4 tRNA genes and 7 rRNA genes are annotated in these 14,034 nt (G+C 47.9%); all 11 read left to right on the top strand.

The annotated features are described in order from the left end of the window. Positions 1–368: 368 nt before the first annotated feature. Positions 369–1,907: ribosomal RNA gene (locus tag AOC03_RS06165) — 16S ribosomal RNA — on the top strand. Positions 1,908–1,983: 76 nt separating this feature from the next. Beyond that, positions 1,984–2,060: transfer RNA gene (locus tag AOC03_RS06160), tRNA-Ile, on the top strand. A gap of 8 nt (positions 2,061–2,068) precedes the next feature. Then, positions 2,069–2,144: transfer RNA gene (locus AOC03_RS06155), tRNA-Ala, on the top strand. A 341-nt stretch (positions 2,145–2,485) separates the two neighbouring features. Then, positions 2,486–5,348, top strand: a 23S ribosomal RNA gene (locus tag AOC03_RS06150). Between the two features lie 179 nt (positions 5,349–5,527). Next, a 5S ribosomal RNA gene (rrf, locus tag AOC03_RS06145) occupies positions 5,528–5,641 on the top strand. A gap of 782 nt (positions 5,642–6,423) precedes the next feature. Next, positions 6,424–7,962 (top strand): 16S ribosomal RNA (locus tag AOC03_RS06140). Between the two features lie 76 nt (positions 7,963–8,038). After that, positions 8,039–8,115: transfer RNA gene (locus AOC03_RS06135), tRNA-Ile, on the top strand. 8 nt (positions 8,116–8,123) lie between these two features. After that, positions 8,124–8,199, top strand: a tRNA-Ala gene (locus AOC03_RS06130). Between the two features lie 341 nt (positions 8,200–8,540). Continuing rightward, positions 8,541–11,403: ribosomal RNA gene (locus AOC03_RS06125) — 23S ribosomal RNA — on the top strand. A 179-nt stretch (positions 11,404–11,582) separates the two neighbouring features. Further along, positions 11,583–11,696: ribosomal RNA gene (gene rrf / locus AOC03_RS06120) — 5S ribosomal RNA — on the top strand. A 782-nt stretch (positions 11,697–12,478) separates the two neighbouring features. Beyond that, positions 12,479–14,020 (top strand): 16S ribosomal RNA (locus tag AOC03_RS06115). The 16S, 23S and 5S rRNA genes sit together here with 4 tRNA genes alongside, the layout of an rRNA operon. Positions 14,021–14,034 lie beyond the last annotated feature (14 nt).

Here is a 14,034-nt window from a genome sequence, read left to right as displayed (position 1 = left end):
TACTGAAACGAATTAGAACCAAGGCTTGACAAACATATAAATCATGATATGATAGTCAGCTCGCTAAACGAGATAAGCTAATCGCTTTGATTGAATAGCAAAGAACATCATCTACTGGACGACAGTAGAGACACTATTTAAAAGCATAACTAAAGAACAACTTGTGTGGATTTTTGCTGATTCAGAATGCTAAAAATTAAAGTTGGGACTGACCTCTTTTCGGGGTGAGTGACTAACTATAAAAATTATCATTTAAGACAGCAAGAAAACTCAAAGTTAATTCATTTAAATGAAACATACGAGAGCGTAATTGCCAGATTAGATGAGCCAAGTTTAGAAGCTTCTTTAAAGAGCTTCATAGCAAGATTAAACTGAAGAGTTTGATCATGGCTCAGATTGAACGCTGGCGGCAGGCTTAACACATGCAAGTCGAGCGGTAACAGGAGAAGCTTGCTTCTTGCTGACGAGCGGCGGACGGGTGAGTAATACTTAGGAATCTACCTAGTAGTGGGGGATAGCTCGGGGAAACTCGAATTAATACCGCATACGACCTACGGGAGAAAGGGGGCAACTTGTTGCTCTCGCTATTAGATGAGCCTAAGTCGGATTAGCTAGATGGTGGGGTAAAGGCCTACCATGGCGACGATCTGTAGCTGGTCTGAGAGGATGATCAGCCACACCGGGACTGAGACACGGCCCGGACTCCTACGGGAGGCAGCAGTGGGGAATATTGGACAATGGGGGCAACCCTGATCCAGCCATGCCGCGTGTGTGAAGAAGGCCTTTTGGTTGTAAAGCACTTTAAGCAGTGAAGAAGACTCCGTGGTTAATACCCACGGACGATGACATTAGCTGCAGAATAAGCACCGGCTAACTCTGTGCCAGCAGCCGCGGTAATACAGAGGGTGCAAGCGTTAATCGGAATTACTGGGCGTAAAGGGAGCGTAGGTGGCTCGATAAGTCAGATGTGAAATCCCCGGGCTTAACCTGGGAACTGCATCTGATACTGTTGAGCTAGAGTATGTGAGAGGAAGGTAGAATTCCAGGTGTAGCGGTGAAATGCGTAGAGATCTGGAGGAATACCGATGGCGAAGGCAGCCTTCTGGCATAATACTGACACTGAGGCTCGAAAGCGTGGGTAGCAAACAGGATTAGATACCCTGGTAGTCCACGCCGTAAACGATGTCTACTAGTCGTTGGGTCCCTTGAGGACTTAGTGACGCAGCTAACGCAATAAGTAGACCGCCTGGGGAGTACGGCCGCAAGGTTAAAACTCAAATGAATTGACGGGGGCCCGCACAAGCGGTGGAGCATGTGGTTTAATTCGATGCAACGCGAAGAACCTTACCTGGTCTTGACATATCTAGAATCCTGCAGAGATGCGGGAGTGCCTTCGGGAATTAGAATACAGGTGCTGCATGGCTGTCGTCAGCTCGTGTCGTGAGATGTTGGGTTAAGTCCCGCAACGAGCGCAACCCTTGTCCTTAGTTACCAGCGGGTTAAGCCGGGAACTCTAAGGATACTGCCAGTGACAAACTGGAGGAAGGCGGGGACGACGTCAAGTCATCATGGCCCTTACGACCAGGGCTACACACGTGCTACAATGGTAGGTACAGAGGGCAGCTACACAGCGATGTGATGCGAATCTCAAAAAGCCTATCGTAGTCCGGATTGGAGTCTGCAACTCGACTCCATGAAGTAGGAATCGCTAGTAATCGCGGATCAGAATGCCGCGGTGAATACGTTCCCGGGCCTTGTACACACCGCCCGTCACACCATGGGAGTTGATTGCACCAGAAGTGGATAGCTTAACCTTCGGGAAGGCGTTCACCACGGTGTGGTTGATGACTGGGGTGAAGTCGTAACAAGGTAGCCGTAGGGGAACCTGCGGCTGGATCACCTCCTTATAGATGGCATTCGGTCAGCAAGAATTCACAACAAGTTGTTCTTTAGTTTAAGCTTACGTTTATTGCAAGCGTAATTGGGTCTGTAGCTCAGCTGGTTAGAGCACCGTGTTGATAACGCGGGGGTCAGTGGTTCAAGTCCACTTAGACCCACCATTTTATATGGGGCCATAGCTCAGTTGGTAGAGCGCCTGCCTTGCACGCAGGAGGTCAACGGTTCGACTCCGTTTGGCTCCACCACTTAATAGACAAGCTTTAGATGCTAATAAATAAACAGAATTAAGTGATCGTTATTGATTATTTACTTCTGTTTTACACAGAATCTGTGACTCGATGAGAGCATAGAAACTATTTAAAAACATAGATATGAGTCTGGGTTAGAACAACATGTTCACGTGTTGTTTCTAACCTTGATAATCAATTCCTTAACGACATCAGTTGTTATCCCAGGAATTGATTATCAAAAAAGTAAAGAGAACTGAATCAAGCGTATAAATTAGGTGATATCGTTATCATAATTAGAGCGTATGACACTTTGAAGTCAAAATCTATTTATAGGTTAAGACTACTTGGGGTTGTATGGTCAAGTAATGAAGCGCACATGGTGGATGCCTTGGCAGTCAGAGGCGATGAAAGACGTGACAGCCTGCGATAAGCTTCGGGGAGGCGGCAATATCCTGTGATCCGGAGATTTCTGAATGGGGAAACCCACTTACCATAAGGTAGGTATCTTGTACTTGTACAAGAAGCGAACGAGGGGAAGTGAAACATCTCAGTACCCTTAGGAAAAGACATCAAATGAGATTCCCCAAGTAGCGGCGAGCGAACGGGGAGAAGCCGATTAATGCTAATGTAGAAGAACAGCGTGGGAAAGCTGACCGTAGTAGGTGATAGTCCTGTATTCGAAACATTAGCGTTAACATATTAAGTAGGGCGGGACACGAGAAATCCTGTCTGAAGATGGGGGGACCATCCTCCAAGGCTAAATACTCCTGACTGACCGATAGTGAACCAGTACCGTGAGGGAAAGGCGAAAAGAACCCCTGTGAGGGGAGTGAAATAGAACCTGAAACCGTGTGCGTACAAGCAGTAGGAGCCTCAATTTATTGGGGTGACTGCGTACCTTTTGTATAATGGGTCAGCGACTTATATTCTGTAGCAAGGTTAACCGTTTAGGGGAGCCGTAGGGAAACCGAGTCTTAATAGGGCGTCTAGTTGCAGGGTATAGACCCGAAACCGAGTGATCTATCCATGAGCAGGTTGAAAGTGCCGTAACAGGCACCGGAGGACCGAACCCACTGTCGTTGAAAAGCCAGGGGATGACTTGTGGATAGGGGTGAAAGGCTAATCAAACTCGGTGATAGCTGGTTCTCCCCGAAAGCTATTTAGGTAGCGCCTCGGACGAATACCATTGGGGGTAGAGCACTGTTTCGGCTAGGGGGTCATACCGACTTACCAAACCGATGCAAACTCCGAATACCGATGAGTAATATCCGGGAGACACACGGCGGGTGCTAACGTCCGTCGTGGAGAGGGAAACAACCCAGACCGCCAGCTAAGGCCCCAAATTCCTAGTTAAGTGGGAAACGAGGTGGGAAGGCATAGACAGCTAGGAGGTTGGCTTAGAAGCAGCCATCCTTTAAAGAAAGCGTAATAGCTCACTAGTCGAGTCGGCCTGCGCGGAAGATGTAACGGGGCTCAAACTAGGAGCCGAAGCTGCGGATTTGAAACTTGTTTTCAAGTGGTAGGGGAGCGTTGTGTAAGCCTGTGAAGGTGTGTCGTAAGGCATGCTGGAGGTATCACAAGAGCGAATGCTGACGTGAGTAACGATAATGCGAGTGAAAAGCTCGCACGCCGGAAGATCAAGGGTTCCAGTCCAACGTTAATCGGGGCTGGGTGAGTCGACCCCTAAGGCGAGGCCGAAAGGCGTAGTCGATGGGAAATTGGTTAATATTCCAATACTTGTTTATAGTGCGATGGAGGGACGGAGAAGGTTATGTCAGCCTGGCGTTGGTTGTCCAGGTGAAAGGATGTAGGCTTACAGTTTAGGCAAATCCGGACTGTAATATGGCTGAGATCTGATAGCAAGCTGTACTTGTACAGTGAAGTGGCAAATACCATGCTTCCAGGAAAAGCTTCTAAGCAATAGCTATAAACGAATCGTACCCTAAACCGACACAGGTGATCAGGTAGAGAATACCAAGGCGCTTGAGAGAACTCTGCTGAAGGAACTAGGCAAAATGGTACCGTAACTTCGGGAGAAGGTACGCTGTTGATGGTGATAGGACTTGCTCCTTGAGCTTTCGACAGTCGCAGATACCAGGCTGCTGCAACTGTTTATTAAAAACACAGCACTCTGCAAACACGAAAGTGGACGTATAGGGTGTGATGCCTGCCCGGTGCTGGAAGGTTAATTGATGGGGTTAGCGTAAGCGAAGCTCTTGATCGAAGCCCCAGTAAACGGCGGCCGTAACTATAACGGTCCTAAGGTAGCGAAATTCCTTGTCAGGTAAGTTCTGACCTGCACGAATGGCATAATGATGGCAGCGCTGTCTCCAGCAGAGACTCAGTGAAATCGAAATCGCAGTGAAGATGCTGTGTACCCGCGGCTAGACGGAAAGACCCCGTGAACCTTTACTACAGCTTTACATTGAACTTTGACCTGACTTGTGCAGGATAGGTGGGAGGCTTTGAAGCCGAGACGCTAGTCTCGGTGGAGCCAATCTTGAAATACCACCCTGGTCATGTCGGGGTTCTAACTCAGGTATAACAATACCGAGGACAATGTATGGTGGGTAGTTTGACTGGGGCGGTCTCCTCCTAAAGAGTAACGGAGGAGTACGAAGGTGCGCTCAGAACGGTCGGAAATCGTTCATAGAGTATAAAGGCAAAAGCGCGCTTAACTGCGAGACCCACAAGTCGAGCAGGTACGAAAGTAGGTCTTAGTGATCCGGTGGTTCTGTATGGAAGGGCCATCGCTCAACGGATAAAAGGTACTCTGGGGATAACAGGCTGATACCGCCCAAGAGTTCATATCGACGGCGGTGTTTGGCACCTCGATGTCGGCTCATCTCATCCTAGGGCTGAAGCAGGTCCTAAGGGTATGGCTGTTCGCCATTTAAAGAGGTACGCGAGCTGGGTTTAGAACGTCGTGAGACAGTTCGGTCCCTATCTACCGTGGGCGTTGGAAATTTGAGAGGATCTGCTCCTAGTACGAGAGGACCAGAGTGGACGAACCTCTGGTGTTCGGGTTGTCACGCCAGTGGCATTGCCCGGTAGCTACGTTCGGATGGGATAACCGCTGAAAGCATCTAAGCGGGAAGCCCACCTCAAGATTAGATTTCCCTAAAGAGCCGTTGAAGACTACGACGTTGATAGGCAGGGTGTGGAAGTGCAGCGATGCATGTAGCTAACCTGTACTAATTGCTCGTTTGGCTTGACCATACAACACCCAAGTGGTTTGTATGAACCGCTCTAATTAATCTATCTTGTAAAGCGCAAGCTTTAGAATATATATATTTCGATATCACCTTAAACCTTGATTCAGTTAGGTTTATGTTGGTCGACGACAAGTTAAATTGACGTCAATAATAACAACATCAGACTCATATCTAACCCCCTTTGCTGACGACCATAGCATGATGGCACCACCTGATCCCTTCCCGAACTCAGAAGTGAAACATCATTGCGCCGATGGTAGTGTGGTTCGCCCATGTGAGAGTAGGTCATCGTCAGCTCTCTATTCAAAGTTAAACCCCCCAACGTTAATTCGTTGGGGGGTTTTCTTTTGGCTGGTTTGAGCCTGAACTCATTGATACTCAAACTCAATGGTGATGCTATGCCGCTGGCACAAAGCGCTCTTGTCTAAAAGATCAGTTAATGGTGCTTGAGGAAAAACGCGACGATGGGTCAGAGGCTAGATTTTAGTGCAATAAAACTTAGATTTAGTACCGTTACATGACTAAAAAACCTTGAATGAAACCTCCTGAATGAAGTATTTTAAGTAAAACCTGCTTTTATTTTACATAACTTTAAACGAATTAAAATAACCGCTTGACACCCCTCCAAAACCCTCTATAATACGCCCCTCAATAAGACGAACCGGAAGCCGTTAGAGAGTAAACTATTACTTAATAACCAACCAGTTAACTTACTGAAACGAATTAGAACCAAGGCTTGACAAACATATAAATCATGATATGATAGTCAGCTCGCTAAACGAGATAAGCTAATCGCTTTGATTGAATAGCAAAGAACATCATCTACTGGACGACAGTAGAGACACTATTTAAAAGCATAACTAAAGAACAACTTGTGTGGATTTTTGCTGATTCAGAATGCTAAAAATTAAAGTTGGGACTGACCTCTTTTCGGGGTGAGTGACTAACTATAAAAATTATCATTTAAGACAGCAAGAAAACTCAAAGTTAATTCATTTAAATGAAACATACGAGAGCGTAATTGCCAGATTAGATGAGCCAAGTTTAGAAGCTTCTTTAAAGAGCTTCATAGCAAGATTAAACTGAAGAGTTTGATCATGGCTCAGATTGAACGCTGGCGGCAGGCTTAACACATGCAAGTCGAGCGGTAACAGGAGAAGCTTGCTTCTTGCTGACGAGCGGCGGACGGGTGAGTAATACTTAGGAATCTACCTAGTAGTGGGGGATAGCTCGGGGAAACTCGAATTAATACCGCATACGACCTACGGGAGAAAGGGGGCAACTTGTTGCTCTCGCTATTAGATGAGCCTAAGTCGGATTAGCTAGATGGTGGGGTAAAGGCCTACCATGGCGACGATCTGTAGCTGGTCTGAGAGGATGATCAGCCACACCGGGACTGAGACACGGCCCGGACTCCTACGGGAGGCAGCAGTGGGGAATATTGGACAATGGGGGCAACCCTGATCCAGCCATGCCGCGTGTGTGAAGAAGGCCTTTTGGTTGTAAAGCACTTTAAGCAGTGAAGAAGACTCCGTGGTTAATACCCACGGACGATGACATTAGCTGCAGAATAAGCACCGGCTAACTCTGTGCCAGCAGCCGCGGTAATACAGAGGGTGCAAGCGTTAATCGGAATTACTGGGCGTAAAGGGAGCGTAGGTGGCTCGATAAGTCAGATGTGAAATCCCCGGGCTTAACCTGGGAACTGCATCTGATACTGTTGAGCTAGAGTATGTGAGAGGAAGGTAGAATTCCAGGTGTAGCGGTGAAATGCGTAGAGATCTGGAGGAATACCGATGGCGAAGGCAGCCTTCTGGCATAATACTGACACTGAGGCTCGAAAGCGTGGGTAGCAAACAGGATTAGATACCCTGGTAGTCCACGCCGTAAACGATGTCTACTAGTCGTTGGGTCCCTTGAGGACTTAGTGACGCAGCTAACGCAATAAGTAGACCGCCTGGGGAGTACGGCCGCAAGGTTAAAACTCAAATGAATTGACGGGGGCCCGCACAAGCGGTGGAGCATGTGGTTTAATTCGATGCAACGCGAAGAACCTTACCTGGTCTTGACATATCTAGAATCCTGCAGAGATGCGGGAGTGCCTTCGGGAATTAGAATACAGGTGCTGCATGGCTGTCGTCAGCTCGTGTCGTGAGATGTTGGGTTAAGTCCCGCAACGAGCGCAACCCTTGTCCTTAGTTACCAGCGGGTTAAGCCGGGAACTCTAAGGATACTGCCAGTGACAAACTGGAGGAAGGCGGGGACGACGTCAAGTCATCATGGCCCTTACGACCAGGGCTACACACGTGCTACAATGGTAGGTACAGAGGGCAGCTACACAGCGATGTGATGCGAATCTCAAAAAGCCTATCGTAGTCCGGATTGGAGTCTGCAACTCGACTCCATGAAGTAGGAATCGCTAGTAATCGCGGATCAGAATGCCGCGGTGAATACGTTCCCGGGCCTTGTACACACCGCCCGTCACACCATGGGAGTTGATTGCACCAGAAGTGGATAGCTTAACCTTCGGGAAGGCGTTCACCACGGTGTGGTTGATGACTGGGGTGAAGTCGTAACAAGGTAGCCGTAGGGGAACCTGCGGCTGGATCACCTCCTTATAGATGGCATTCGGTCAGCAAGAATTCACAACAAGTTGTTCTTTAGTTTAAGCTTACGTTTATTGCAAGCGTAATTGGGTCTGTAGCTCAGCTGGTTAGAGCACCGTGTTGATAACGCGGGGGTCAGTGGTTCAAGTCCACTTAGACCCACCATTTTATATGGGGCCATAGCTCAGTTGGTAGAGCGCCTGCCTTGCACGCAGGAGGTCAACGGTTCGACTCCGTTTGGCTCCACCACTTAATAGACAAGCTTTAGATGCTAATAAATAAACAGAATTAAGTGATCGTTATTGATTATTTACTTCTGTTTTACACAGAATCTGTGACTCGATGAGAGCATAGAAACTATTTAAAAACATAGATATGAGTCTGGGTTAGAACAACATGTTCACGTGTTGTTTCTAACCTTGATAATCAATTCCTTAACGACATCAGTTGTTATCCCAGGAATTGATTATCAAAAAAGTAAAGAGAACTGAATCAAGCGTATAAATTAGGTGATATCGTTATCATAATTAGAGCGTATGACACTTTGAAGTCAAAATCTATTTATAGGTTAAGACTACTTGGGGTTGTATGGTCAAGTAATGAAGCGCACATGGTGGATGCCTTGGCAGTCAGAGGCGATGAAAGACGTGACAGCCTGCGATAAGCTTCGGGGAGGCGGCAATATCCTGTGATCCGGAGATTTCTGAATGGGGAAACCCACTTACCATAAGGTAGGTATCTTGTACTTGTACAAGAAGCGAACGAGGGGAAGTGAAACATCTCAGTACCCTTAGGAAAAGACATCAAATGAGATTCCCCAAGTAGCGGCGAGCGAACGGGGAGAAGCCGATTAATGCTAATGTAGAAGAACAGCGTGGGAAAGCTGACCGTAGTAGGTGATAGTCCTGTATTCGAAACATTAGCGTTAACATATTAAGTAGGGCGGGACACGAGAAATCCTGTCTGAAGATGGGGGGACCATCCTCCAAGGCTAAATACTCCTGACTGACCGATAGTGAACCAGTACCGTGAGGGAAAGGCGAAAAGAACCCCTGTGAGGGGAGTGAAATAGAACCTGAAACCGTGTGCGTACAAGCAGTAGGAGCCTCAATTTATTGGGGTGACTGCGTACCTTTTGTATAATGGGTCAGCGACTTATATTCTGTAGCAAGGTTAACCGTTTAGGGGAGCCGTAGGGAAACCGAGTCTTAATAGGGCGTCTAGTTGCAGGGTATAGACCCGAAACCGAGTGATCTATCCATGAGCAGGTTGAAAGTGCCGTAACAGGCACCGGAGGACCGAACCCACTGTCGTTGAAAAGCCAGGGGATGACTTGTGGATAGGGGTGAAAGGCTAATCAAACTCGGTGATAGCTGGTTCTCCCCGAAAGCTATTTAGGTAGCGCCTCGGACGAATACCATTGGGGGTAGAGCACTGTTTCGGCTAGGGGGTCATACCGACTTACCAAACCGATGCAAACTCCGAATACCGATGAGTAATATCCGGGAGACACACGGCGGGTGCTAACGTCCGTCGTGGAGAGGGAAACAACCCAGACCGCCAGCTAAGGCCCCAAATTCCTAGTTAAGTGGGAAACGAGGTGGGAAGGCATAGACAGCTAGGAGGTTGGCTTAGAAGCAGCCATCCTTTAAAGAAAGCGTAATAGCTCACTAGTCGAGTCGGCCTGCGCGGAAGATGTAACGGGGCTCAAACTAGGAGCCGAAGCTGCGGATTTGAAACTTGTTTTCAAGTGGTAGGGGAGCGTTGTGTAAGCCTGTGAAGGTGTGTCGTAAGGCATGCTGGAGGTATCACAAGAGCGAATGCTGACGTGAGTAACGATAATGCGAGTGAAAAGCTCGCACGCCGGAAGATCAAGGGTTCCAGTCCAACGTTAATCGGGGCTGGGTGAGTCGACCCCTAAGGCGAGGCCGAAAGGCGTAGTCGATGGGAAATTGGTTAATATTCCAATACTTGTTTATAGTGCGATGGAGGGACGGAGAAGGTTATGTCAGCCTGGCGTTGGTTGTCCAGGTGAAAGGATGTAGGCTTACAGTTTAGGCAAATCCGGACTGTAATATGGCTGAGATCTGATAGCAAGCTGTACTTGTACAGCGAAGTGGCAAATACCATGCTTCCAGGAAAAGCTTCTAAGCAATAGCTATAAACGAATCGTACCCTAAACCGACACAGGTGATCAGGTAGAGAATACCAAGGCGCTTGAGAGAACTCTGCTGAAGGAACTAGGCAAAATGGTACCGTAACTTCGGGAGAAGGTACGCTGTTGATGGTGATAGGACTTGCTCCTTGAGCTTTCGACAGTCGCAGATACCAGGCTGCTGCAACTGTTTATTAAAAACACAGCACTCTGCAAACACGAAAGTGGACGTATAGGGTGTGATGCCTGCCCGGTGCTGGAAGGTTAATTGATGGGGTTAGCGTAAGCGAAGCTCTTGATCGAAGCCCCAGTAAACGGCGGCCGTAACTATAACGGTCCTAAGGTAGCGAAATTCCTTGTCAGGTAAGTTCTGACCTGCACGAATGGCATAATGATGGCAGCGCTGTCTCCAGCAGAGACTCAGTGAAATCGAAATCGCAGTGAAGATGCTGTGTACCCGCGGCTAGACGGAAAGACCCCGTGAACCTTTACTACAGCTTTACATTGAACTTTGACCTGACTTGTGCAGGATAGGTGGGAGGCTTTGAAGCCGAGACGCTAGTCTCGGTGGAGCCAATCTTGAAATACCACCCTGGTCATGTCGGGGTTCTAACTCAGGTATAACAATACCGAGGACAATGTATGGTGGGTAGTTTGACTGGGGCGGTCTCCTCCTAAAGAGTAACGGAGGAGTACGAAGGTGCGCTCAGAACGGTCGGAAATCGTTCATAGAGTATAAAGGCAAAAGCGCGCTTAACTGCGAGACCCACAAGTCGAGCAGGTACGAAAGTAGGTCTTAGTGATCCGGTGGTTCTGTATGGAAGGGCCATCGCTCAACGGATAAAAGGTACTCTGGGGATAACAGGCTGATACCGCCCAAGAGTTCATATCGACGGCGGTGTTTGGCACCTCGATGTCGGCTCATCTCATCCTAGGGCTGAAGCAGGTCCTAAGGGTATGGCTGTTCGCCATTTAAAGAGGTACGCGAGCTGGGTTTAGAACGTCGTGAGACAGTTCGGTCCCTATCTACCGTGGGCGTTGGAAATTTGAGAGGATCTGCTCCTAGTACGAGAGGACCAGAGTGGACGAACCTCTGGTGTTCGGGTTGTCACGCCAGTGGCATTGCCCGGTAGCTACGTTCGGATGGGATAACCGCTGAAAGCATCTAAGCGGGAAGCCCACCTCAAGATTAGATTTCCCTAAAGAGCCGTTGAAGACTACGACGTTGATAGGCAGGGTGTGGAAGTGCAGCGATGCATGTAGCTAACCTGTACTAATTGCTCGTTTGGCTTGACCATACAACACCCAAGTGGTTTGTATGAACCGCTCTAATTAATCTATCTTGTAAAGCGCAAGCTTTAGAATATATATATTTCGATATCACCTTAAACCTTGATTCAGTTAGGTTTATGTTGGTCGACGACAAGTTAAATTGACGTCAATAATAACAACATCAGACTCATATCTAACCCCCTTTGCTGACGACCATAGCATGATGGCACCACCTGATCCCTTCCCGAACTCAGAAGTGAAACATCATTGCGCCGATGGTAGTGTGGTTCGCCCATGTGAGAGTAGGTCATCGTCAGCTCTCTATTCAAAGTTAAACCCCCCAACGTTAATTCGTTGGGGGGTTTTCTTTTGGCTGGTTTGAGCCTGAACTCATTGATACTCAAACTCAATGGTGATGCTATGCCGCTGGCACAAAGCGCTCTTGTCTAAAAGATCAGTTAATGGTGCTTGAGGAAAAACGCGACGATGGGTCAGAGGCTAGATTTTAGTGCAATAAAACTTAGATTTAGTACCGTTACATGACTAAAAAACCTTGAATGAAACCTCCTGAATGAAGTATTTTAAGTAAAACCTGCTTTTATTTTACATAACTTTAAACGAATTAAAATAACCGCTTGACACCCCTCCAAAACCCTCTATAATACGCCCCTCAATAAGACGAACCGGAAGCCGTTAGAGAGTAAACTATTACTTAATAACCAACCAGTTAACTTACTGAAACGAATTAGAACCAAGGCTTGACAAACATATAAATCATGATATGATAGTCAGCTCGCTAAACGAGATAAGCTAATCGCTTTGATTGAATAGCAAAGAACATCATCTACTGGACGACAGTAGAGACACTATTTAAAAGCATAACTAAAGAACAACTTGTGTGGATTTTTGCTGATTCAGAATGCTAAAAATTAAAGTTGGGACTGACCTCTTTTCGGGGTGAGTGACTAACTATAAAAATTATCATTTAAGACAGCAAGAAAACTCAAAGTTAATTCATTTAAATGAAACATACGAGAGCGTAATTGCCAGATTAGATGAGCCAAGTTTAGAAGCTTCTTTAAAGAGCTTCATAGCAAGATTAAACTGAAGAGTTTGATCATGGCTCAGATTGAACGCTGGCGGCAGGCTTAACACATGCAAGTCGAGCGGTAACAGGAGAAGCTTGCTTCTTGCTGACGAGCGGCGGACGGGTGAGTAATACTTAGGAATCTACCTAGTAGTGGGGGATAGCTCGGGGAAACTCGAATTAATACCGCATACGACCTACGGGAGAAAGGGGGCAACTTGTTGCTCTCGCTATTAGATGAGCCTAAGTCGGATTAGCTAGATGGTGGGGTAAAGGCCTACCATGGCGACGATCTGTAGCTGGTCTGAGAGGATGATCAGCCACACCGGGACTGAGACACGGCCCGGACTCCTACGGGAGGCAGCAGTGGGGAATATTGGACAATGGGGGCAACCCTGATCCAGCCATGCCGCGTGTGTGAAGAAGGCCTTTTGGTTGTAAAGCACTTTAAGCAGTGAAGAAGACTCCGTGGTTAATACCCACGGACGATGACATTAGCTGCAGAATAAGCACCGGCTAACTCTGTGCCAGCAGCCGCGGTAATACAGAGGGTGCAAGCGTTAATCGGAATTACTGGGCGTAAAGGGAGCGTAGGTGGCTCGATAAGTCAGATGTGAAATCCCCGGGCTTAACCTGGGAACTGGCATCTGATACTGTTGAGCTAGAGTATGTGAGAGGAAGGTAGAATTCCAGGTGTAGCGGTGAAATGCGTAGAGATCTGGAGGAATACCGATGGCGAAGGCAGCCTTCTGGCATAATACTGACACTGAGGCTCGAAAGCGTGGGTAGCAAACAGGATTAGATACCCTGGTAGTCCACGCCGTAAACGATGTCTACTAGTCGTTGGGTCCCCTTGAGGACTTAGTGACGCAGCTAACGCAATAAGTAGACCGCCTGGGGAGTACGGCCGCAAGGTTAAAACTCAAATGAATTGACGGGGGCCCGCACAAGCGGTGGAGCATGTTGTTTAATTCGATGCAACGCGAAGAACCTTACCTGGTCTTGACATATCTAGAATCCTGCAGAGATGCGGGAGTGCCTTCGGGAATTAGAATACAGGTGCTGCATGGCTGTCGTCAGCTCGTGTCGTGAGATGTTGGGTTAAGTCCCGCAACGAGCGCAACCCTTGTCCTTAGTTACCAGCGGGTTAAGCCGGGAACTCTAAGGATACTGCCAGTGACAAACTGGAGGAAGGCGGGGACGACGTCAAGTCATCATGGCCCTTACGACCAGGGCTACACACGTGCTACAATGGTAGGTACAGAGGGCAGCTACACAGCGATGTGATGCGAATCTCAAAAAGCCTATCGTAGTCCCGGATTGGAGTCTGCAACTCGACTCCATGAAGTAGGAATCGCTAGTAATCGCGGATCAGAATGCCGCGGTGAATACGTTCCCGGGCCTTGTACACACCGCCCGTCACACCATGGGAGTTGATTGCACCAGAAGTGGATAGCTTAACCTTCGGGAAGGCGTTCACCACGGTGTGGTTGATGACTGGGGTGAAGTCGTAACAAGGTAGCCGTAGGGGAACCTGCGGCTGGATCACCTCCTTATAGATGGCATTCGG

Origin of the sequence: Psychrobacter urativorans (genome assembly GCF_001298525.1) — a bacterium.
GTDB lineage: Bacteria > Pseudomonadota > Gammaproteobacteria > Pseudomonadales > Moraxellaceae > Psychrobacter > Psychrobacter urativorans_A.
The sequence above is the reverse complement of the archived record's forward strand: the minus strand, read 5'-3'. Positions and strand labels throughout refer to the sequence as shown.